The sequence below is a fragment of the Actinomycetaceae bacterium MB13-C1-2 genome (assembly GCA_035621235.1).
Lineage (GTDB): Bacteria > Actinomycetota > Actinomycetes > Actinomycetales > Actinomycetaceae > Scrofimicrobium.
Genome location: CP141731.1, coordinates 1,988,635 through 2,010,834 on the forward strand (window position 1 = coordinate 1,988,635; position 22,200 = coordinate 2,010,834).

The 22,200-nt window shown below is 57.6% G+C and carries 29 protein-coding genes and 1 tRNA gene; 3 read left to right on the top strand and 27 right to left on the bottom strand.

All coding sequences use genetic code 11. The features are described 5' to 3' along the window. Position 1 precedes the first annotated feature (1 nt). The 3 genes from U6G28_08700 (at position 2) to U6G28_08710 (ending at position 1,351) form a co-directional block, all read left to right on the top strand. A tRNA-Val gene (locus tag U6G28_08700) sits at positions 2-76 on the top strand. A 276-nt stretch (positions 77-352) separates the two neighbouring features. Further along, complete coding sequence (locus U6G28_08705) at positions 353-925, top strand: hypothetical protein (GenBank protein WRS29593.1); 573 nt, start codon at positions 353-355, stop codon at positions 923-925. A 57-nt stretch (positions 926-982) separates the two neighbouring features. Beyond that, entirely contained in the window at positions 983-1,351 is a 369-nt protein-coding gene (locus tag U6G28_08710) for a helix-turn-helix transcriptional regulator (protein ID WRS29594.1), read from the top strand. Positions 1,352-1,865: 514 nt separating this feature from the next. Here U6G28_08710 and U6G28_08715 read toward each other — a convergent pair. The 27 genes from U6G28_08715 to U6G28_08845 form a co-directional block, all read right to left on the bottom strand. Further along, positions 1,866-2,303 carry a hypothetical protein gene (locus U6G28_08715; GenBank protein ID WRS29595.1) on the bottom strand — a complete coding sequence of 146 codons (438 nt, stop codon included), beginning with the start codon at positions 2,301-2,303 and terminating at the stop codon, positions 1,866-1,868. Positions 2,304-2,313: 10 nt separating this feature from the next. Beyond that, positions 2,314-2,733, bottom strand: coding sequence for a hypothetical protein (locus U6G28_08720; protein WRS29596.1), 420 nt, complete (start codon positions 2,731-2,733; stop codon positions 2,314-2,316). A 20-nt stretch (positions 2,734-2,753) separates the two neighbouring features. After that, positions 2,754-3,407, bottom strand: a complete 654-nt coding sequence (locus tag U6G28_08725; protein WRS29597.1) for a hypothetical protein — start codon at positions 3,405-3,407, stop codon at positions 2,754-2,756. 73 nt (positions 3,408-3,480) lie between these two features. Then, entirely contained in the window at positions 3,481-3,633 is a 153-nt protein-coding gene (locus tag U6G28_08730) for a hypothetical protein (protein WRS29598.1), read from the bottom strand. After that, a complete protein-coding gene (locus tag U6G28_08735) occupies positions 3,618-4,001 on the bottom strand; it encodes a hypothetical protein (GenBank protein ID WRS29599.1) in 384 nt (127 codons plus the stop codon). Before U6G28_08735 ends, U6G28_08730 begins: the two co-directional genes overlap by 16 nt. Positions 4,002-4,022: 21 nt before the next feature. Further along, positions 4,023-4,313 carry a hypothetical protein gene (locus U6G28_08740; GenBank protein ID WRS29600.1) on the bottom strand — a complete coding sequence of 97 codons (291 nt, stop codon included), beginning with the start codon at positions 4,311-4,313 and terminating at the stop codon, positions 4,023-4,025. Between the two features lie 21 nt (positions 4,314-4,334). Next, on the bottom strand, positions 4,335-4,643 hold the full coding sequence (locus U6G28_08745; protein WRS29601.1) for a hypothetical protein: 309 nt from the start codon (positions 4,641-4,643) through the stop codon (positions 4,335-4,337). A gap of 95 nt (positions 4,644-4,738) precedes the next feature. Then, a complete protein-coding gene (locus U6G28_08750; GenBank protein ID WRS29602.1) occupies positions 4,739-5,278 on the bottom strand; it encodes a hypothetical protein in 540 nt (179 codons plus the stop codon). Continuing rightward, positions 5,244-6,326, bottom strand: a complete 1,083-nt coding sequence (locus U6G28_08755; protein ID WRS29603.1) for a hypothetical protein — start codon at positions 6,324-6,326, stop codon at positions 5,244-5,246. Before U6G28_08755 ends, U6G28_08750 begins: the two co-directional genes overlap by 35 nt. Continuing rightward, positions 6,326-8,635 carry a hypothetical protein gene (locus tag U6G28_08760; protein ID WRS29604.1) on the bottom strand — a complete coding sequence of 770 codons (2,310 nt, stop codon included), beginning with the start codon at positions 8,633-8,635 and terminating at the stop codon, positions 6,326-6,328. The genes U6G28_08755 and U6G28_08760 overlap by 1 nt, the downstream gene beginning before the upstream one ends. A gap of 383 nt (positions 8,636-9,018) precedes the next feature. After that, positions 9,019-11,931, bottom strand: a complete 2,913-nt coding sequence (locus U6G28_08765) for a tape measure protein (protein ID WRS29605.1) — start codon at positions 11,929-11,931, stop codon at positions 9,019-9,021. Between the two features lie 22 nt (positions 11,932-11,953). Continuing rightward, positions 11,954-12,238: a DUF5361 domain-containing protein gene (locus U6G28_08770; GenBank protein ID WRS29606.1), complete on the bottom strand. Its 285-nt coding sequence runs from the start codon at positions 12,236-12,238 to the stop codon at positions 11,954-11,956. Positions 12,239-12,354: 116 nt separating this feature from the next. Then, the gene (locus U6G28_08775; protein ID WRS29607.1) at positions 12,355-12,660 is read right to left on the bottom strand and encodes a hypothetical protein; all 306 of its coding nucleotides are present in this window, start codon (positions 12,658-12,660) and stop codon (positions 12,355-12,357) included. 94 nt (positions 12,661-12,754) lie between these two features. Continuing rightward, the gene (locus U6G28_08780) at positions 12,755-12,904 is read right to left on the bottom strand and encodes a hypothetical protein (protein ID WRS29608.1); all 150 of its coding nucleotides are present in this window, start codon (positions 12,902-12,904) and stop codon (positions 12,755-12,757) included. A 14-nt stretch (positions 12,905-12,918) separates the two neighbouring features. Beyond that, complete coding sequence (locus tag U6G28_08785; GenBank protein WRS29609.1) at positions 12,919-13,488, bottom strand: phage tail protein; 570 nt, start codon at positions 13,486-13,488, stop codon at positions 12,919-12,921. Between the two features lie 71 nt (positions 13,489-13,559). Further along, on the bottom strand, positions 13,560-13,925 hold the full coding sequence (locus U6G28_08790; protein ID WRS29610.1) for a hypothetical protein: 366 nt from the start codon (positions 13,923-13,925) through the stop codon (positions 13,560-13,562). After that, positions 13,922-14,170 carry a hypothetical protein gene (locus tag U6G28_08795; protein ID WRS29611.1) on the bottom strand — a complete coding sequence of 83 codons (249 nt, stop codon included), beginning with the start codon at positions 14,168-14,170 and terminating at the stop codon, positions 13,922-13,924. Before U6G28_08795 ends, U6G28_08790 begins: the two co-directional genes overlap by 4 nt. 3 nt (positions 14,171-14,173) lie before the next feature. Continuing rightward, on the bottom strand, positions 14,174-14,512 hold the full coding sequence (locus tag U6G28_08800; GenBank protein ID WRS29612.1) for a hypothetical protein: 339 nt from the start codon (positions 14,510-14,512) through the stop codon (positions 14,174-14,176). Beyond that, positions 14,509-14,913 carry a Gp19/Gp15/Gp42 family protein gene (locus tag U6G28_08805; GenBank protein WRS29613.1) on the bottom strand — a complete coding sequence of 135 codons (405 nt, stop codon included), beginning with the start codon at positions 14,911-14,913 and terminating at the stop codon, positions 14,509-14,511. Before U6G28_08805 ends, U6G28_08800 begins: the two co-directional genes overlap by 4 nt. Positions 14,914-14,931: 18 nt before the next feature. After that, positions 14,932-15,303, bottom strand: a complete 372-nt coding sequence (locus U6G28_08810; GenBank protein ID WRS29614.1) for a hypothetical protein — start codon at positions 15,301-15,303, stop codon at positions 14,932-14,934. Between the two features lie 76 nt (positions 15,304-15,379). Further along, entirely contained in the window at positions 15,380-16,345 is a 966-nt protein-coding gene (locus U6G28_08815) for a DUF5309 family protein (GenBank protein WRS29615.1), read from the bottom strand. Positions 16,346-16,362: 17 nt separating this feature from the next. Further along, positions 16,363-16,926: a hypothetical protein gene (locus U6G28_08820; protein ID WRS29616.1), complete on the bottom strand. Its 564-nt coding sequence runs from the start codon at positions 16,924-16,926 to the stop codon at positions 16,363-16,365. Between the two features lie 65 nt (positions 16,927-16,991). After that, the gene (locus U6G28_08825; GenBank protein WRS29617.1) at positions 16,992-17,735 is read right to left on the bottom strand and encodes a hypothetical protein; all 744 of its coding nucleotides are present in this window, start codon (positions 17,733-17,735) and stop codon (positions 16,992-16,994) included. Continuing rightward, positions 17,719-19,125, bottom strand: a complete 1,407-nt coding sequence (locus tag U6G28_08830) for a hypothetical protein (protein WRS29618.1) — start codon at positions 19,123-19,125, stop codon at positions 17,719-17,721. Before U6G28_08830 ends, U6G28_08825 begins: the two co-directional genes overlap by 17 nt. Before the next feature lie 41 nt (positions 19,126-19,166). Continuing rightward, positions 19,167-20,693 (bottom strand): terminase, encoded by a 1,527-nt coding sequence (locus U6G28_08835; GenBank protein WRS29619.1) that lies wholly within the window; start codon positions 20,691-20,693, stop codon positions 19,167-19,169. Next, on the bottom strand, positions 20,647-20,961 hold the full coding sequence (locus U6G28_08840) for a hypothetical protein (GenBank protein WRS29620.1): 315 nt from the start codon (positions 20,959-20,961) through the stop codon (positions 20,647-20,649). Before U6G28_08840 ends, U6G28_08835 begins: the two co-directional genes overlap by 47 nt. Before the next feature lie 572 nt (positions 20,962-21,533). Next, positions 21,534-22,100: a hypothetical protein gene (locus U6G28_08845; GenBank protein WRS29621.1), complete on the bottom strand. Its 567-nt coding sequence runs from the start codon at positions 22,098-22,100 to the stop codon at positions 21,534-21,536. Positions 22,101-22,200 lie beyond the last annotated feature (100 nt).

The following is a 22,200-nucleotide window of genomic DNA, read 5'->3' on the forward strand; positions in this document are numbered from 1 at the left end:
CGGGCCGTTGGCGCAGGGGTAGCGCGCTTCCTTCACACGGAAGAGGTCACTGGTTCGATCCCAGTACGGCCCACCAGGTAGTTATTCGGCGGTATTCCTAGCATAATCGGGAATGCCGCCGATATTGTTTTTCCTACCGAAATTGCGGTCTGGGTGTCATCATGGGAGTCATTCGTAGACTTCAGGCTTATGCGGCTTTCGCCTTTCTTTCTTCGCCCTTTTTCTTTAGGTCACGGTTTGGTAACTTTGGGGGTTTCTCTGGTTTGAGGTTGCACTCCACTCCAAGGTGTACTAAAATTAGTACATCGGGAAGGGAAGGCCTAAGCCCGAAGGTCACGAAAGGACCAGACAAATGAGCACAGCAACCGAAACCCAGATCAACCGAATCAATGCACTCAAAGCCGCATACCTCAGTGACTACGGGTGTGACACGGAAGACTGGCGCGAATTCAAGTCCTACCAAGCTTTCCACAAATCGACCGACAACCTCACCGCTGAGGAAGCCGACAAAATCATTCAAACCCTCACCCCTTACGAGCTGATCACAGTCCCAGTGGACGGGGCTTACGGAAAGCGCGAATACAGCTTCACCGGCTACCTTGACTACATCACAGCGACCCTCATGGACGCCCAGACCTTCGGGTCTTACCCGATCTGGGATATTTCCTATGAAGATGAAGATGGTGTGAGGCAAGCCCCCTACGAGTGGTTTGATGGCTCCCTCGCCTTCGAGACCCCAACCCTTACCCCTGAGAGGGTAAGAGATTACGCTGACTGGTCATTCAAGACACAGGGATGCACGATCAAGGAGCTACCTGTACTGAGTGCCGAGGAGCGCAAAGAGCGGGATCGTCTGGAGCGCCGCCAACGCTACCTTGACTCGGGCGCGATTCGCCCGGTCATGGATCACGAAGACTACGCCTAACAAGCACTAGCCCCAGCCCTCACCGGCTGGGGCACTCCCACGCTTAGGAGGACACTGATGTTACCGGTAGAACTGGTCGCCAGACGGGAGCAACTCGGCTTGTCTCAGTCAGCGCTCGCTGAGGCTCTAGCGGTCGCGCAAACCTCGATCAGCAAGTACGAGCTGGGGACTCGCGAGGTGCCTGATTGGATGGAGGATGAGCTAACCGGCCTGGAAGCCTTGCAAGAATCCCTGATCGAGGGGTTCTTCGACCTGGTACAACCAGCAGAAGTGGGAGCCTATATTCTGCTTCCTTTGGACCCTACCGAGCTTGCGGGAATGAACCGGGGCCGACCTTTGCCGGAGTCTTTCGCTAGGGTCGCTGCCGCGCAAGCACGACTGTCCTTAGTGGAGGACGGTAAGCGTGTGGGGATTGCGTCTACATGAACACTCTCAATGATCGCGACTCATACTTGCGGTAACCGCGCTTGCGTGAGCCCTGAACATTTGAAAGTTACGGAACAAGCGACTTGAACATAAAAATAGAACCCCGCCAGGCGTGAGGCTTGACGGGGTTCTTTCCTACCGTGGCAGGAAAAGCCCTTGCTGATACTCGAATGAGTACCACCACCGGCTCACCCCCACCGAGGTGGGGAGCATTTCGGCATAAGTGCCGAACACCGGATCATCCCCACTCGCGTGGGGAGTACTCGACATGGGTGTCGATTACTGGATCATCCCCGCTTTCGCGAGGAGTATTCGACATGGGTGTCGATTATTGGATCATCCCCACCGAAGCGGGGATCACAAAATCAGCGTAACACCTGCCGCCGACTTAAACACCAGAATCGGCCCCTCACCCAGCTAGTGCCAGGCGAGAGGCCAATGTTGTTTGCGTGTCGATATTCAGTTATGCCGCGACCCCCTTTATAACCTGAGGCTATGGGGGAGCCGCGGACGATTATTCGGTGTCGGGTAAAGGCTGGATGTCCACGGCGATCAGGTCAGGCGGTTTCGGGATTTCTCCATGGTCAACGCCGGTAGCGTCAAGGCGAGAGAAAAGACCGACCGCTGCTGTCCACAAAGACACAATGTAAGCGAGGGACGCGGAATACTTTTCCTTCATCATCCTTGACCCTTTGCGCTCCTCGTCCAGTTCCAGGCGTAAGATTTTGACTTCCTCGATCAGTCGCGCATACTCGCCTTTCAAGGTTTCCACCGTGAGTTTGAGGGCTTCATATCGGTCGTCTTGCTCGGCTTTCACGCGGTCCAAATCCAGGTCGTCTTTCTTAGATCGACGTTCTTCCCATTTACCGACTAGGACGCCGACGAGTGTCATTACGGCCCCCCAGAAGACGGGGGATTCAAGGACTAGGCCCCAATCAACTGGGTCAGGCATCAGTTATCTCCTACTCGGCGGCGTGTTTGGGGGAGGCGTCCAGGGTTTCCCCGTCAACAATCGCGCTCGTCTCCCCGTAGTTGGGTAGCTCAGGATTCCACCACTCGGGTGCGTCCGGGTCCACGCCTACTAGCTGTCCGGGGTCCACTGGCTGGGCTTCCTGCAAAGTCGTGTAAGTGACCGTGTCTGAGGAGCGTTTTGCCGTGTCATACAGTCCAGCGGCGGACAGTCCGAGGATCAGGCCGGTAGCTACAACTGGATACCACTCCGTTGAACCGAAGTACCAGGTTGACCAATTCAAGAAGACGCCCAAGACGACGGCGAGTAGTGTCGCCCACTTCCCCTTCACCCCCAGGGTCTTCGCGAGTTCCACCAGTGCCAGGATCGCTGGGACCGTTGCCACGGTAGTAACAATTTCGATTGCATCCATAATAATTTTCTCCTTAGCTGTTAGGCGTAGACGCCGTTGACTGCCGCCTTTTTGAGGGCGTCAGCGAATTTGCGGCTGATTGGTACGGCGTTACCAAGTTGTCGGGCGTAGCCGTTGGCTGTGGCTTGCCCCGTGAATTCGAGGTAGTAGCGGGGACCAGAAATGACGTACAAGTGTTTGCCGTCTGCTGCCGCGCCCGGGATGTAGCTGAAGATCATGGTTTTGGTTCTCCTTTGAGTAGTGTTCGTACTGCTTGCTGACTGGGGTGTGGGGGCGTCGGCGACGAGTTGTGCGACGCGTTGGGTTGAGATGTCTTCGCTCCAGCCGACGTATGCGCCACCGAAGCGGGCGATCACAGCGGGAATGGAGTTGAGCCATTCCTGCCCGTACCCGGAGCCGGGAGAGCTTAGGTAGCCACGGCCGGGAATCCAGTAGACAACGTGCCCCCAGTTTTTGTAGGTGTCGTTGTACGTATTCCAATGCGAGAGCCAGAGGATGACTGGCACATTCGGGATCGGCTCACCAGGGCCATGCCGGTGCTTGACGGCCATCCACGCGTCCCACGCGGTTGCTTCCCTCGCGGGCGCTCTAGCGACTTGACGAGCCAGACTCAGGCACCATCCAGCCCAGACACGAATCGACAAATCCGGGGGGACCAGTTGTTTCCAAGCCATGTGCGACCTCCTCTTTCGGGCAACAAAAAGACCGCCCCCAAGTGAGGCGGTCAGAATGGTTATTGGTAGCGACTTATGTGGGGTCGTTATCCCTAGCCCACAATGCGCTGAGCACCAGCAGGCCGGGAAGCCACAGCGGGGCGGTAAGGGCGATCAGAACGTCGGTCGTCTTGCCGGCAAGGTCTCTGAGCATTAGTGGTCTCCCGTCTTCTAACTGGTAGGCCATGCGTCGTTCGTCAACCACTGCGCCTGCGCATAGACCTTGCCCGTTGGCCGGGCCCCACTTCCAGAGGTCTGCTGCTCCCAGGAAATATCGGCGTACGTGAAACTCAAAACATTCATGGTGCCCCCAGCGCCGCCAGCGACAACTTCTTGACGATAGTTACGGGGCGGGCGGAACCCCGCAGGAATACCCGTCGGAACCAGAATGAACCGGCCAGACCCCGCAGGAAACTCAACCCCGTTCAACACCAGGGTCACCGCTTGACCATTACGCTGAATTGTCAGCTCTCCGCTGCACCCTTCAGCCATTGGGAGCGTCCGAGGAGCGGTCGAGGGTGATGCGCCTGCAACCATCAGCATGAAACTAGCCACGGAACCCACCCCCACGGGGAGCTAGCTCATTGAACTCCAGTCTTCCCACACGCCGGAAGCTTTGCGGCACCCGTACTGCTTCCATGCGCCGGACACGAGCAGAGTCGCCTTGAGGATCGACGTTGCACCCCCACCGGCCGTAACTGACTCGACGTAACCGGTCGCTGCGCTTGGTAAACCAAGGTTCCCGAAATGCGCCCAAGCCCCGACCCCATAGACTCCGGGCTTCGCGGCGAGAGTATCCCGCGTCGAGGCGTTCGTGGTCTGCCACAAAGGGATATCCGATGTGGTCAACAAAGGAATGATTGTCACTGTGACCACCTGCCTTGGTGGTCAGCGGATTCGCGTGTACTCGCTCGCCCATCCCGTCGAAGCGAGCCTGCGCCTCTCGAAATAAGACGCCGGAGTCCAATCCGCCGCCCACACCTGCAAAAGCGCGACCGTACCCGTCCCGCTGGACGTAGACCTGCGCATCTGCCCGAACCGGCTCGAAGACCCTGGTAGTCCCAGCGCGTCCCCAACCGTCGAGGACGCGTAGAAGCTGCACGGCGGTAAGTCCTCCACCGCCATGTCGGCAGTAAGAATGATGTGCGGGAGACGGTCCGCCAAATCCGCGACCCTCGCAATCGGAATAATCGCCATACCCTATCGCCCCCACAAACAACGGGGGGGGGGGGGTGCGCAAATAGACATAAAAACCTCCTAGGTTAAGGAAAAGCGGGGCAAGAAAAAAACGGTCAGACGTGGCACAGTCGCCACAAGAAAGAAGCCCCCGTACCCACAGTGCTATTAGCGACTTGCAGGTGTCGGACGGTCATCACACCGCTCACCGTGGGGGCGTCAAGATTGAAAAGACAGATCCGATTACCGGACGTGTACGTGGTGACCTGAAAATCCCAGCCCGGTGGCGGCTGATAGGGGGCCGGGACGGAAAGAACCCTCGAATAGATAGGGGCATAAGCAGTGAAAGGGGCAGTACTCGAAACCTCAATAACCCCCGACGCCTCATACACGACACCCCCAACCATGACCACGGTCGGATCACCACCACCAACCACCGCAAGAATGATTGTTTGGGTGCCCTGTCTGAGGCAGGAGACCCTGTCGCCGACTTTGACGGCACAGTTTTTGTAGGCGTCGTAGATGGTGCCGCGCTCACCATCCAAGACGAGGGTCAAAGGCTCTAGCGCGGTTATGGTGCCGTACCGGTGAACCGGGAGGCCCCGCACTTGCTGTTTGAGGTCATAGATTACTTCCTTGATCTTGTCCAAGCTCAAAACCGCTCACCCCCCGCCACGTCGCTTTGCAGTGAGCGTCAAAACCGCTGCTGATACTCATTCTTTGCACCGTATGCTTACGGGGAGCCTCGTCGCCTTGCGGCCAAAAGAGCACCGCATCATTGGCCTGCAAAGGCACCAGCGCATGCTCCACCTCCACCTTCAAAACCGGGTCCATCGCGCCCAAAAGAAGTTGCTGAGCTTGACTGCTAGCGCTCGCCTGGGACTCAGCATCAATGTCATAGCGCTTCGCGATTTCCCGACCCCGGCTGATCGTCGAATAATCCGAGTCCGGGTCATCATTCCTGGCGACGCCCACAATCGCGGGGTCCTCATCCGACCCGCTAGTGGATGCGACCACGACGTTGGGGACTGATGATCGGTCCTGGGTGCGCGTCCACCCCGGCCTATAGAGCGACAATTCTCCAGCCTCAAAAGACCATGCGGGAGTCCGAGACGCTGGGGCAGTCCACGGCCCGATCTGGAAAACCCCGTACGTGTCCACCGACAGGGACCAATAGCCAATACTGGTCAGCATCTCATTGATCACCGACAGTAAGGATTCGCCCGCATCAAAGCTCATTGGGCTAGTGAGCGTGATCCCCTGGTTAGTGGCCGCAATCGCGGTTTCCCCAGTCGATTGGATCAGATCCACGACCGTAGCTACCACGTCAGTGCCAGCAGGGAAAGACAGGGCTTGCGCGTATGCGGCTTCGTCAATCACCGACAGCTTGGTCTTGCAGGACACTTTGTAGGATGGTGCCCCCAGCTTGCGAGACTCAGTGGGTGAGGAAAGTAGGAAGACCCCGTAAGGCCACGCCTCCACCCCTTTCACGCCAGGATCGTAGGTGAAGCGCACTCGATGCGACATCCAATCCAAGCCCCGCTCATTGATCAGCATTTCCGCATGACCACCAAGACGCTCAGTGGCCGCAATCTCAATCGAATGCGACTCGACCGTATCCAGCACATCTAAGACTTGATCTTCAGAGTCGAGCAGTTCGATCAGCCAGGACGGTGAGCGCGGGCCGTACAATCCCGATGCCATTACAAGCTCACCGCCATAATCGGCGACTCAGTACGCGAAACCGAGATCTGATAGTCCACCTGATCTTTACGGGTCCGATTCAAAGGTACTTCACCCAGCTTCCCGTACACGCGCTGACCGAGTGGTGTGCGTAAAAGGTGGATTGGCTGCGGCGCGAAAGCGATCTGCTCCAGGGTCCGCCAGTCCGCGAAATCTGGATTGCCTTCCACCAGCACGCCAGAAGTCGTGATTTCTTGGCGCAGCGTTGTGCCCGCATAGGGGACGCCCCAGGTGCGACCCTCATACTCTTCTGATGACCGCTCACGCTGCGGACTATTCCCTAGCGGTGGTGGTCCTCCCACATTCGCGGGAAGCCGAGCAATCAGCGAATAGTCGTCACCGACCGCAAGCCAGAAAGCCTGCGACTCAGAGACGACACTGACCTGGTTGATCGCTTGTGCTTCGAGCGCGGTGTATGCGGTGAGCCGGTAGAGGGTGGTGCCACTGCTGAGTCCTTGGTAGTCCTCGATTTCTAGGGTTTGTGGTGGCAGGTTTTCGGCGACTGTCTCCCAAGTGTCTCCGCCGTCAATCGAGCGTTGGACCCCCAAATAGGCGGTGGCGTCCCAGAGTTCGGCGAAGGTTGCCGCCACAATATTCCCGGTGACCGGGTCGATTGCCGCGAAAAGATCATCACCGGGGGTTTCGTCGTCCCAGTAAACGTCCTTGCCGCGCAAAGCCAGATTCGTAGGCCGGATCATGGAGAGGGCGTCGTTGAAGGAGACGACCCCTCCGCTGAGTACCGCTCGGATCGGACGGACACTCACGCTGTCTGCCGGTTCAATACTGATCCTGTGACAGCCCTCCTGCTCGTCCCAGACCACGTTGCCGATGGGTTTGGGGGGTGGCAGGAAGGACACCTGGAAAGTGGTCTGCTCGGGGACAGACCAGACGCCAGAGCAAGCGGTTTCCACGACGATCCGGTAAATACCACCATCGACGGCGCGGGGAGTGAAAGTGGTTTTGACGGTCGCACCAGTACCGCTCTTTTCATCCAAAAGGTTTTGGTCGTTGTCGTAGAGGCGGGCTTTCCATGCGGACTGGGGGAGTCCTTCGGCCTGACCCGTCACCCACGAGACAGCAAGAACCGCCGTCGTAATGGCTCCCGTGGGGGAGGTGATCTCCACAATGGGGGCGCTTATTACTTGGAAAGACCCCACCGCTGAGGGTTGAGACCATTCCGCCGCCAGGCCCTTCGTGGACACCTGGTATTCGTACTGTCCCGCCGCCAAATCCAGAGTGGTCGACTCTGAGGCCCCGGTGACTGTCTTGGACATCCACGAGGTAGCGCCTTTGAGCCGATACTCGACTTTCGCTTGCTCTTGCCCGGACGTGTCTATCGGATTGTGCCGCCAGGCAGCAGTCACTAGGCCCACCGCGACCATCCCGTTTGGGGCGGTCAGAGTCGGCGGGTTCGGAGCGCTAAGCGTGCTGATCGGGTCCGACACGACAGACCAGTCCGAGTACACCCGATCCGAAGCGGGGCCGACGAACGCTCTTACCTGGTAGGTGAGGTTTGCGCCGCCAGCATTCGAATCCAGCACACTATACGGAGCAAGAGCGCTCGTCCCAGTGCCGGCAGACCCGGTGACCCCATCCGAGCGCTTGTATTCCAGCCCATATGGATACTTCGGGCCAGAACTTGCGACGAGAACACCGTTCTCGGTCCTGGTCAGCGTCGGTTTCGCCGGGGTTTTCGGCGTCGTATAGAAAGTGTCAGTATTCGAGTAAGCCGAATTGCCCGCACTGTTACGCGAGAAAACCCTAGCTGACACGCGCGAATCCGCGGGCCAACCCTTGACAGGGAAAGACCTGGCCGCCGAATACCACCTAGTAGACGGGGTAGCACCGTCATAGCCAGCCTGGATGCCGTAGTCAGTGGCACCAGACCCCGCATTCCAAGAAAACGTGGTTGCCTGACCACCCTGCCGGGTATGCGTCAGCCCTGACGGGGCACCAGGCTTCGCCACGAAACTAATCGACCGGGACACCGAAGCAGTCACCCCGGAAATAGACATCGACGCCGTATACGTCCCGTTCGTCTGGCCCACATTCTGGCGGTACAACTCGGCCGTGACCGCACCAGACGTATTGACCGGCACAGACACCGACCCCGCCCAAGGGCCACCCCTGCTAAGAGTGTGCGTGCCACTAATCCAAGACGAGCTACCAGTCTGAATATAGACAATCAGAGTGGTCCCCGAATCGGCGATACCAAGACGGAAAAACTCGCCACCACCCGAATAGGTCCAGCCACCCCACACGGTCGCCATCAGCACTCACCCCCGAAAACCACCAAGGCCGACCCATGAGAAGGGGCAGGACGCGTGCTCACACCAGACGAAACAGGCAGAGAAAGGGGCACTGCTAGGACCACCAGGCAGTCACACAAAGCCACCGGAGAACCCTCAGAATCAAAAATGCTGACATTCTGACACCGACCCGACACCACCAAAGGAGACACCGGCTGGTGAAAATGCTGACCAGTAGCGCACATAGGACAAAACCCCTCACGCACCGGCTCAGCCAGCCGCACACTCACATCCCCCGGATCAGCAAAAACCTCGGTTTCAGGCGCATCAGACATGCCAAACCACCCCCAAAAAGAGAAAAAGAAGCGATGAAAGAGAGGGGGGCTAGGCGCTCATGCCAGGAATCAGCTACCAAACTTCGAATCCACGTCCGCATCACCAAGACCAGACGCAGCCAAAACCAAGTCAATAAACGCGTCCGTACCATCCAGCTCCACCCGGCCAGACCGGACCCGCAACTCAGACGGAAAACCAGGGTTAGACGCCGCGAAAGAAGCAGACGGAGAACCCAGGCGAGCGCGGAACGAAGACGCGTTATCAAGAGCGACCTGTCCGCGTGCCATCACTGACGACGCCGCTGACTCCAAAAGACCAGTTTGGGAAGTCATGCCCTTCGCGAACGCCTCAACCACAGACCGGCCAGAGTAGAGGGTCCAACCCCTACCGGAGAATGGTCCCTTTTTCGCGGGGGAGAAAGGAAGGAAGTCTCGGACTGCTGCGACCGCGCCAGACACCGCATCGACTGCGGCCTGTACCCCAGCCTTGATGCCATCAGCGAAGCCCTGCATAAGAGACTTGCCCGACTCGATAAGCCAAGACGCGGCACCAGAGAAGAAACCTGTGATCCGATTCTTTATCCCCGTCACCGTGTTGTATACGGCGTTCACTCCTGAAGAGGCCCCAGACTTGATGCCCTCCCAGATTGCCGAGAACCTAGACTTGACAGTTTCCCAAGCGCCCGACCAAGTCGCCTTGATCGATTCGAGTGTGACGGTGATCGAGGTCTTGACTGACTCGATAGCAGTCGTCACGGTCAGCTTGATTGCGGCCCACGCGACCTCTAGGTAGCTACCGATGGAACCCCATACTGAAGCCCAAGTGGTTTGAACGTTCTCCCACCAGCCGGAAAGGATCGTCCAAATAACGTCGATTGCGCCCGAGACGATGGACTTGATTAGCTCCCAGGAGGCTTCGGCGGCGGCACGAAGGTTTTCACCTGCCGCTTCCCAGTCGCCTTGGAATATGGCGATCCACGTGTCCACAATCGCGCTGATTGTGTCCACTGCCGCCTGGATGATTGGACCAAGCGCATCGAAGACCGCTGAGATCACGGTGACAGCGTTTTCGAAGGCTGGTACTAGCTGATCGATCAGCCAATCGATGAGGGGCATTGCCGCTTCAATGACAGTTACGAAGAGGTCACCAATCTGACTGAGGATCGGCGTGAGAGTCCCTAGTAGGTCGCCGACCGCATCCCCGATCTGCTCAATGACGGGCAGAAAGGCAGTCTTGATTTTCTCGATTACGGGCTTGAGGGCTTCCCAAATCCGCTTGCCAACATCCATCAGGGTTTCGCCAACGGCTTTCACTCCGTCTTTGAATCCGTCTGATTGAGTCCACAAAGCGGTGATCGCGGCGATTGCAATACCTACCGGTCCGGCGAACTGGCCGATTACCTTTAGGAATCCGCCAGCACCACCAGCGCCACCAGCAGCTGCGAACTTTGGTGCGACTTTACCGACCGCTCCAGCGATCCCGCCCAGACCGTAAATCAGTGTCCCGGCAGTGCTGACTATCTTGCCGAAGACCTGCAAAACCGGCCCAGCCACAACCGCGACGAGTGCAAGTTTCCCAATCATTCTCTGGGTGGCTGTGTCCAGAGAATTCCACTTATCAATCAGCCCTTGGATCATGTCAATGGCCTTGGTGAGGCCATTAGCGATTGACTGCCCGACGCTCTCCGCTGCGGTAGCAAACTCTGGCGTTTTCAGGTAGGCGAGGAAGTCAGCGGCCTTCTCTTTGACGATTTCGAAGGATGGCTCCATGAGCTTCGCGCCGAGCTTGCCGATATTCGACAGGATGTTCTTGGTGACGCCTTCCCAAGTCTTCGCATATTCGAGAGCGGCGGCACCAGCCTTGTTATCCAGGGCCTGATTCAGCATGTCAATGCTGATCTCCCCGTTTTGGGCCATTTCCTCGATTTGCTCACCCGTATACCCGAAGGTGTCAGCGAGCGCCATAACAATGGGGATGTTGTTGCGTTGCATTTGGGCGAGATCGCCCCAGGTCACCTTCTGCTTGGTGAGTACACTGTTCAGCAGATAATTTGCATGACTAGCGTCTACTCCGTAGGCCGCAGACACGTTGGCGACACGCTTGATCTGAGATTCCAGACCCTCAAGAGGGACAGCACCAGTGGCGAGGATCGACACGGCCGCAGATGCACCCTCAGCCATCGACAGCGACGTCTCATTTACGCCACGATCAACCTGCTTCATAACTGCGTCGGCGTCGTAGCCGAGACCCTTGAATTGGCCCCGTGCCGTGTCGATCCCGACTAGGCGCTTGAAACCAAGTCCGCCAACAAGGGCAGCGACAGCGGTCGCGGCCCCCAGTGCGGGCACTGTGATGTGGCTAGTAAGCTTCCCGCCGACATCACTGATTTTTCCGCCGATGTCTTTGAGCGCATTACCAGCGGTTTTCAGACCGTCAGCGACCACAGGGGCAGTGATCGCGATCCGATCCCACCCCGTCTGTTGCTTAGCTAGCGCCTGGTCGACTTCACCCGAAACCTTGAAAACGTTCTTCTGTGCGGATTCCAAGCCGATTTGCGCTGCCGCCACATCCCACGAGGACAGAGACAACTTGTTTTGCTGGTCCGCGAGGCGGCGTTGCGCCTGCTCGTAAGCCTTCGTGCCCTCTTTGCCTGTGGCTTGCAGATCAGATAACTTCTGCTCTGACTTCGCGACCTGATCTACGATCTTCTGCCGCGAGTTCTGCGCCTTAGCCAGGTTCGCTTCCGCGTCCGTTACACCCTTGAGTGCCGCCTCAAGCGGTTTCTTGGTTTGAATCGCGGCCTGATCGAGGGCTTTAGAAATATTGGACTTGAGGGTTTTACCGAAGCCGGAAGACAGGCTGTTGCCGATGCTCTTCTGGATGCCCGACATGTCCATGCCGGAAAGAGTCTTCTGAATGGATTTGACCGCGCCGTCGAGTGACGGGACGATCTGGAGATAATCGGTGCCTACATTCGCCAACGATCACCCGCCCATCCGCGTCTCAAAGAGGGTTTTCGATTGATACCCGTGGCAGTGCGAGTGTGGCTTCCAGGGCGTCAATGTCCATGGCCGCGAACTCTGCTTCCGCGTCACGCTGGTAACCGGGCACACCGGGACGTGACACAGGTGCGGGACGGTTGCGGTCCTTCTGCCCGTCTTCCGTTTTCGCCCACCACAGCAGGTTCAGCAGATCCGCTTGGAAGGCTGACAGTTGATTGCCTATCAGGTGCCATTGCCAATCGGGGAAGATTGCCCGGTAGGTCGCTGACTCAATGCTGGACAGCACTCCGACCGTGAGTTGAGCGGCCTTTACGGGTGTGAAGTCGCGGACCCCCCGCCCGTAAAGCCGCCAATAGTCTGATTCCAGTTCGTCTGGGTGCTCGCGTAATAGCCACGCGAGCGTCAGGAGTTTTTTGCTAGCCTCCCCATCACGTCAGCGAAGACTTCCCCGATCGTCTCGGGGTTCACACGTCCAGAGTCGTCACGGCAGTAATCCTTGACCTTCTTGTATTGCGTGTCCCCTAGGACCTTTTTTACTAGGCGCGGGAACCTTAGCGGGTTCTCTTCTGCCTCATCGATCAGTTCGAGGACTTCCCAGTCGTTGAGCACATCTTTGTCCACGACGAGGGTCAGGTCGTCGCCAACGACAACGGTTTCGATTGCGATTTCCTCAATTTCAGTAACGGTTTTCTTAGCGGCTGTAGCCATTTTTGCGTCTCCATTTCGCGTGTTTGCGTCTCCACCTGTTGATTGAGTTGATGCGTGCGGGCCGGGAGACGCATCACCGACCCGCACACGCCTGTTACGCCGCTTCGATTGCGGCGAGAATCTGCGCCTTCGTCATCGACCCATCAACCTCAAGGTCGAGATTCAGCGCGTAGTTGAGTAATTCGTCCTTCAGCCACTTAGAGGACGGCGAATCGGTGTCTTCCGTAGCCAATGCCGGGGTCACCGGCGCTGACATGGCTACGGCTGGCTGGGGACCGCGTAATAGTCGCGGGCCGTGTCACCATCCACCTGACTGGACGGATAAGCAGTAATCGAGGACTCGAAGCTTCGCGGCGTACCGTTCTGTGACTGGACACCACCTGACCGGAAAAGCTCACCCTCAGGAATTACCGTGCGCTGAATCGTGCCGTTGGAATGCAAGTATTCCTGCACGAAGCTGCGCTTCCCGTTCGACTTCGCGTTGTGACGGACCATAGGATTCCCGTCTTCAACTACGACATTGTCTTGGCCGTAATACTCCTTGAGCACGTCCACGTCGAGGGTCTGTAAGAAGGCTTGAGTGAAGGTCTCCTTACGGGACGTGGTCATGGTTAGTACCGTGTCACCACCGAAGGCCACCGCCTCTGAAGACTCGATTTCTTCCTCGTTCGTCGAGCCGTCAGATGTGAGATAGCCAAGCTTCACGAACGCCACATTGAGCGCGGTAGTCGCGTCTGTTGGTAAAGCGGTTCCAAGGGGTGCGCCATACATGACGCCCCCAGTATTCGGCTTCGGAGCCGTTACGAGGCTCCCTGTTGGTGCACCCATGTTTTCCTCCTAGATGGTTTGGGGCATGAAAAAAGCCGTCCACGTTGGACGGCTCAGATAGTGAGTAGGTTTTACGGGTTAGGCCAGGCGACAACGAGGCTAATGACGGTCTGCCAACGCGCTTGCTTGGTGTCGGGGTCTGGCCAGTTGTACGTGGAGCCAATGCTGACGCGGGCTATCTCCGAAATCTCGGTCAGGTGGGGGAGTTCGCGGCGCAGCAGGTTCGATAGGTCTTCACATTCGGCGACCGATTGGCCCCACACCTGGATCGCGAGGTTCGGGAGATCCCTGAAAGTGTCAATCGCGCCGCCAGTGCGTTCCACGGTGATAAACCTGGGGGGCCGCTCCTTCCGGACGGTCGCAAACGCTTCCAGGCCCGCAGCAACCAAGTGAGGACGACCGTTGAGCCACTGGATGACAGTTGCGGTGATGTTCATGGTGCGCCCCCGTTCCCACCCTTGAGCAAAGTGTTGTTACGCCGGTTGTCCTCATCAGCTTCACGGGTCGCCGGTTTCACCATTCCCTGCGCGCGGTTCTTACCTGGCTGCACGTCTGCCACATACCCTTCACCCATGCGTGAGGCGACCTCCTGACAGATACCAAGGATTCGCTGCTGCGTGGACTGCCTCCGCAAGATTTCCCGGAACCCCTCATGGTTAGCCACAAACTTGTGTTTCGCCACGTCTCATCCCTTCACGGTTTCAACTTCGACGGGCATGTTCCACTGGCCGGGAGTGTTCTCCGGCGTGTACGGTTGCGGGTCTCCGATGACGGCGTACCACTGGCCGCGCACACGAATCTCACCGCCCCGAAGTGACCCCTCGAACGTCTTAGGGAAATGGAGGTTGAAAACGACTCGAACGCCCGCTGGCCGCTCAGCGTCCGTCAGGTCAGCGCGTGGGCCAGGGGCGACTAGGACGTTCTCAACGTCCCGCTCATCCGTACCCCAGATCTCGTCGTTGGCCGCGTCATGGCCGATCAGCACGTCTGGCACGCGGATACGCACCGGTTCGCCGACGATCATTTGCGGCCCGCCAACAGGTCGATCTCCCACGCCTTACCGCTCATGATCCCTAGGCGCTTACGGTGCACCTTCGTGAATGACAGGTTGCCAACGGGGTTCACGTACTTCACAGTTTCCTGATAAGGCCCGCCGCCTTGCTGGTATGACTCGATGCCGATCCCGCCAGGGCTTGCGGTCGCATACGCGACCATGTCGCAGCAGACATCGGCGGCTAAGTCCTTATCTAGATCCCCGTCCGCGATCCGCTGATCCAAATCGACGCCGTACTCTTTCGCGTCGGCCCGCATAATGCGTGACGCTCGTTTCAAGAGCGCGTCCAGGTTCGCTGGGGAAGCACCGTCACCAAACCCGTTGTTCTCGTAGTAGTTCGTGTCTGCGAACGGCCCAGGAGATTCAGTCACGGCACACACCCCTTTCGCCTACTCGGTTTCAGCGAAATGCTGTTCAGCGAGTTCGATCATTTCCTTGCGAGTAGCCCCCTCGGGATGCTTGATCTTGTTCTCCGCCATGAATGTGACCCATTCTGCGGTAGTCGCGTTCTTGGAAAGCATCACCGGATTACCGGCTGAATTGTCCTCTGCACCATTAGGGTCGTCGGTCTCGGATTCGTCCGAGCTGCCGTCCACGTGAACGGCTGCTACCCCATCCACTGATTCGACAATGCCGAGGCCGAGACCCAAAAGAATGTCAGCGTCCTCGTCGGACACATTGTCTGCGTAGTGATCCACGAAAACCACACGCGGCTTGATCACAAGAAGCTCCGGATATTCGGAGCAATATAGCGTCTTCACTAGATTTGTTCCTTACGAAAGTTGGGAGGGAATGTGCAGGGCAAGCCCGATGTCAGATTTGCCCTGCACTGGCTGGCTACATGCCAGTGACGATGAGCTTTCCGTGCTTCTTCTCGTCGCCGTACTCCAGGCCGATCTCGCCGTAGAGCTGCACAGCTTCGGACGCACCGGTCTTAGCTAGCGGCTCCACGAAGAAGTGGCCCTTACCGGGAATCGGGAGGAAGCGAGGTGCGCATTCATCCAGGGATACAACCGAAATCTGATTGACCGGCATGTGCCGTTCCAGCATCAGGTTCGCGCGACCAAAGTCCGTCTCGAACGTTTGGAGACTGACGCCGCCAACGGTTCGAGACTCTTCCTGATAGCCCTTGTCCTTGATGAAAATCTTGGTGAGTAGGCGCTTCAGCGTCGAGTTCACCATGACAGTGCGGGTCTCGTCGTAGGCGATACCACCCTTGTCCCAAACCTTCTGGAAAAGGTCAAGGATCGCTTCCTCGTCCAAATCGTCCTTCGCGGCGGTGACCACGTTGGTGGTCGTCGCCTGAAGCAAGCCGCGTGTCTTACGTGGAGCCGTATTATCGTCCGGGGACTGGAAGGTTCCCGCGATGAACGATTTGTCGATGTCGAGTGCCTTTGACTTTAAGGCCGCGTCGATCTGGAACTTCAACTCCGACACGGGAATGGAAATACCCCCGATGGTCACTTGAGGCTCCCCATCAGTTGCGCGCTGCCCGGTAGCACCAAGCTTCGTGTAGGAAATCTCCACCTTCTCCTGATGGATTTCCACTACATTGCGTTCCGTGTACCGGACTCGCGCCTCCGCGTCAGGTGCCGCCGCACCCTCAAGGCGCTGACGATCGTCCGCACCCTCGCGCAGCGTGTAACCTTGCCACTCGAAAAAGGTTGCGTTGGCCTCGCGGCCCCCGGTCAGCCCGCCAATAGCGGACAGGAACGGCGTGTCAGCCGGGGTAGCGCAAAAGAGTTCCCCGACGTAGTTAGGCAGATTATAGGTTGTGCCCATACCTGTGATTGAAGCGGGCATAGCCGCCTCCTTTCAGATCATGCGGTCTTTGTGCCGCCAAGTTTTATAGCTTTGAGAGTCCCAACCAGGTCCATATCGCCTGCCTTAGTTGCGGCGGCGATCTGCGCGTCAATAGACACGTTTCCCGGAATGGTTGGCTCCTGCCCGATAGTTGGGACCACCTGCGGGGTTGGCGTCGCCGCCTTCCCCACACCCAGCGCTTTCAGGGTTTCCGCATGAGCCTGGATCTCCTCCAAGGTGGAGCCTGCCAGGGCCTTAGCGGGGACACCGGTAGCAGTTTCAACTTCGGTTTTCCATGCCGCCACCCACTTTTCAGCCTCATTCGCTGCGACCTGAGCTTTGAGCGCCGCGATTTCGTCTGCCTGCTTCTGAGCCTCAGTTTTCTGGGCCTCCTCAATGGCATCGAACTCAGCGGCCTTCTTCTTCAGATCCTCGTAATCGGCATACTTTGACCGCTCACGATTCACTCGCTCCCCAATAATCTTGTCTAGGGCTTCCTGGGACGCGGGAGGCGTCCAAGTTTGCTCAGACTGCGTAGGGGGAGTAGGAACTGGCGTTTTGGTCTCAGTAGTTTCGGACATGGTTATTCCACCTTCCTAGGTGTGATTCGGCGTCGCTAATGGCCCCCGCGACGAAAAGGGGAAATTTATGTGGCCACCCTGAAGAAGTCAGGGAAGTCTTTTCTCATACGATTCACGGTCTGCCCCAGGCTGTCACCAGGTTTCCGCGATGATTCGTACATGGAGTAGTAGAGGTCCGGATCGTAGCCGTCAATGTGCGCTTGGGTTGCGTCCCACGACGCGACGACCTGGCAGTGACAGTTATCGTGAAACTGGGAGTGCAATCCGTCCCTGTCTTTCGGATTCAATTCTGCGGCCTCCCTGGTCGTGTAAACCCAGCCGCGCGACCCCATGATCACGCAGAATCCGCACGGGTCCGATCCGGTAGGAACATGAGCGAAGCGTGGACGTGCGGGGTCCAAGCGGACATTCCTAGCGATCGTGTCTCGCGCCCCGTAGGTCACATGTCGCTGGAGCGCGCCCTTCAGGAGATCGAACGCTCCCTGCGGGTTGTCCTTGAACAGTTCCCCTGACGCCCACCGGACCGACCCAATCACACGGTCCGCATCATCGGGGGAGCCGAGCCTAGCCACATACCGGCCGCCAACCTCTTTGGCGCGGACCTGCTCATACCAGTCAGCCGCCACCCCCGCCGACAGGTCCCCAAACTCTGAGCTAATAGCTGGGACCACTTCCAAAAGAGCGTCCCTAACCCTCTCAGGCTTTCCCAGATCAACAGATCGGAAGAAGTCCGCCAACAGGGCTTCGGCGTCGGCAGAAACCTTGCCGGTAGCGTCCGCTAGCCGACTAACATCACTCCGAGCTACCATCAGTGACCACCACAGGATCAGGGGTCGCCTCAGACCGCTTCGACGCGAGCACTCGATCCAGCAAGTCACTAGACCTAGCTCGCTTCAACTGCGACTGAGCCCTAACGATCTGAGCCTTGGTCATACCGAGCATTTCCATGCCAACCTCAGTACCAGCAAGCCCATCGACCATGGCGACCTGCTTAGCGCCAGCGTCAGCAATCGCCGCCTTCGTGAACCGCTCAGGGGACCGCCACGACAACGACAAGCCCATCATTTCCTCAGGTGGCTCAGTCAGGCCATCGCGGAGCATCACAACGTCCTCACAAATGCTAAGAACCTCGTCCCCATAAATGAGATGTTGAGACTCCGCATCATTGACAACATCCTCACGGCCAACCCGCTTAGAATCCGCCGACTCAGCGTTAGCGGAAGACACGCCAAGAGACGACAAGGGGACGCCAGAATGACTCGAAAATTCCGACGCCAACTCCCGCAAACCAGCAATATGCGGTTCAGGGGACTGCGCTTTGATTACCTCAAGTTTGGGGGTCTCATGGTCCTCATCCTTCGGAATGCCATTCATTCGGCCCATAACGAACGACCACAATGGAATCGTCTGACCGTTCTCATCTAGGAACGTATTCTTACCAACCCCCATCAGCATCAGCTTGAGTGTGGCGAAAAGTTCGGAGTGCACATCGAAGCGCGCACCAGCGCGCACCGCGCGATCCGTCAGTGACATGGTTACCCGGTCAATCCGAGACTTACCGAAAGGGCGATCCAGGTTGGGGCGATTCGCGAGCCGGTGAAACATTAGGCGCTTCGTCCGATTCGGAATATCCGCGTCAACGAACCATCCGCCACCATTGTCGCGACACACATATGTCGCCTCAGGGAGCATCAAAGTAATCAAGGTCGGCTGACCCAAAGCATCCGTATCATTTATCAGCAAACCCGCCGTCATCTGACGTAGACGCCTGTCCCACAGGCCCGTCGCGAACAGGGCAGAATGAAACATGATCAGTTGCTCGGGTTCACCTCGCGAAACGTCCCCCTCAGTCACCGAAGCAAAAGAAGTAGACAGCGCAGTTGCGGAAACAATCGCTGACGGCAGCTCAGTCCAAAACTTGTTCTTACGCAGAACCGGTCCCAAGCCAAACGGGTCAGGCTCGTCATCCGGGGAGTCGATGCCCTCCAAAACAATCCGGTTAGCCAACTCGTAGACGGCCTTTTCAGGCCACCCAAAAACAACATTCAGCTTGTCAACCAGGGACGGCGGCAAAGCCACTTCTAGATCCTTGAACTGGTTCTTGGCGTCCATATACAGCAGGCGCGTAATGTTCCGGGGCTGCTTCTTCGCCCACTGCCCCCAAAGCTCATTCAGCGTATTTTGAGTTGTCTCATTCAAACCGCAGACTTGCGGCGCTGCCGGGCAGTAAACCAAAGGATTCATCGTGTCAGCACCACCCCTCCCGGCAGGTCATTCACTGATCGCCGTTTCGTGTGCTTCACAGCCCAAAATGCGTAAGTTACGGCCTCCAGCAGCGCCACATTTTCCCCCTCGGGAGCGTCCCAGCCGAAACCACCAAGCGGACCAATCTTTCGAGGAACCGCGAACTCAACCTGACGATCCAAGACCTCTTGCCCGATATGCGTCAAAGACATGTCCGTAAGTGCCTGCAATAGCTCTGCACAAGCTGCCGTCACCAAGTCAGGTGTCATCTTGATCAGTAATTTCTTGTTACGCACGCCCACATCCCGCAGAGCCTCAATTAGCATGTCAGCGCCGCGTTTACCGTCGATCACTATCTGAGCCGCGTCCGGTGCGCGAGGCACCAGGAAATCAAGAATCGGGCCAATACCACCGGTCATGTCGAACACTTCGATGCCCTCAACATGGATAGGGCCGTGGCTAGGTTTGCATGCCACGGCGAGGCCTGCAACCATCCCATCAACCGAGAAGCGCACCGCATAAGCCACGCGACCACCTGACGGAGCCTCGTCCGCATCAACGGTTAGCCGCCGCCACTTCGGGAAATCGATCGCGTGATTCGCGTTGCTCTTATCCCAGATCCCATAAGCCTCACGCCGAAAATTGTCATCACTACTCAAGAACTTCCGCATTCGCAAGATCGCAGTCTTATCGGTCCTATGCGGGTAAGACGGATTGCATTTCGCGATCTGATCCCAGTCAATGATCTTCGCGTCCTCATCAGCCGACAACTCGACATAGGCAGTGTCAGGATCACCCTCAAGAGCATCATTACGACGATTAGCGAACTCATCCCCATTATCAGCCGGACGCGGCGGCGTACCCATCATAAAAATCAAGCCATTCGGGGCCGCGTTCGTCGCCGGAACCATGTCCGCCATCGTCGTTTCGTTGACACGTTGAGCTTCATCCAGGACCAGGACATCAACCTTGTCGAAACCGAGGCCAAATCCTTGCGACCTAGCACCAAACAGGATGCGTGAACCATTCTTGAACTTCACCATCTGCTGACCGTTCGCCGCCCTCGGCGGACCGTCCAAATAGGCGGCAACCTTCGGCTTGCGGGCCATAGCCTGCATCTTCGTGAACGTCTCATCCGAAGTGCGCGTATGATGCGCAGTCCAAATCACCGTTAGACCAGGAATCAGCGAGCATAAGGCAAACATCATCCAGCCAATCAGGTAGGTCTTACCAACCTGACGCGGAATCGAGAGGATCACGCCGCCAACACCCGCCGCGTACTTCCCATCAGCACGCTTCGATAACGCCAAACGCCCAATGCCGTCCTGCCAGCGGTCAAAGGGAATACCAAACTGTCTGCAACGATCCCTGACCATCGGCCATCCAGTAGAGACAATGCCCTTCGGCTTGACTACATGCCTAGCAACCTCAGAAAGCTTCCGATCCTGACTAGAAGGCTTCGACGGTGGGCGAGCATTAGATCGCTTCCTCGTCCCAGGCTTCGTCTTCTGAGACTGCGTCATGCTCAGCCTCCTCCGCCGCCGCCTTCTGCGTAGCCTCGATCTCGCGACCAATCTCAATATGACGTTTCGACAAAGCGGCCATATCCCGACCTGACAAGTTCGGATCGTCCAGCTTCTTCGCAATCACCAATCGCAGAGCTTTCAACTCTTCAAGCACGGAGCCAGTCTGCGCAGCTTGAAACACGGTCTTAGAAGCCGATTCCTTCCCAGAAGCAGGGGGAGAATCGTCGGGGCCAAGCACGCTTAACCTCCGTTTAGGAGCGGCCATCAGAACCACCTCCGGCAGGGTGCGTGTGGAAAAACATCGGGGGGAGATCGCTATGCTGCTGGTGGGGCGAACGTGGCGGGCGGGGAGGGGTGTCCCCCCTGGGGTGCTTGGTGGTGGACCGCCCTTGTTCGGGGGTCACCAGGATTGCGACGTGCTCAATGTGCCTGTGAACGCTTTGGCTTTGCGTTGCTGTTTGAGTTCGACTCGTTTTTGTTCGCGGGCGATGACTCCGAGGCGTTGGTTACAGGTGCGGCAGATGATTCGCAGGTTGTCTAGTGTGTCTGTCCCGCCGAGAACGACTGGGATGATGTGGTCTGCTTCTGGGCTGTTAGGTTGTAAGCTTCGGCTCCAGTCAAGTTCGCCCCGGCATATTGGACACCGGTCTTGTCCTTCTGCTTTACCCCTGGCGAGCGCTTTGGCTCGGAGGTTTTTCCATTTGGCGGTGCCGGTCCTTGAGGTTGCCACCCGCTATCACCCCGGCTCAATGCGCCCCAGCACCGTAGCCACGGTCATTGCGGGTAGTAGAACGCCCCCGGCCTTTTGGTGGCTAGGGGCGTCTGGTTGACTGCGGGCTAGTTGGTGAAGTGGACCTTGTCGTTGGAGAAGTTGTTGAGGTCACTGACGCTGAGCTGTAGGTCTGCTGGGTCGGCTACGACGTAGGCGACTTTCCAGCTTAGGTCTTTGCCGGGGAGGATGGTCACGGTTGGTATGTCGATTCCGTCTTCGCTGGCGAACACGGATTCTGCTTGCTTGCTCCCTGACGTCATTTGCATGTTGATGGCCATTGCCTCAACGTCTTCATCGGTGCCGTTGTGGACGGTCACGTCGAATGTGAGGACTGGTCCGACGCTGAGGTCGTAGAGTTCGCCCATGTATTCGTTGCTGAGGGTGATTTCTTGTGGGGCGCTGATGGTGACGGCTAGGCCGTCTGGCCACGTGTAGGTGTCTCCGAAGGTGGGGTTGGTGGATGCCGGTTCAGCTTCCACTTCTTCCTCAACGATTTCTTCGGCAGGCGCAGATTGCTCAGTGGTTGCCGATTCGGTTTCTTCACCTTTGGTGACTGTGCCGCTGTTACTTCCGCAGCCTGTGAGGGTGATTGCTAGTGCGATGGGTGCCGCGATGGCCAAGATTTTCTTCATAGTCCCAGATTATCGATTTCGCCTGGTTTCGTCTCAAGAATGGGAGAATGAGATCCTAGAACATCCGCTGGAGTTGGTGCTCTGAGCGGGTTTCGGGGAC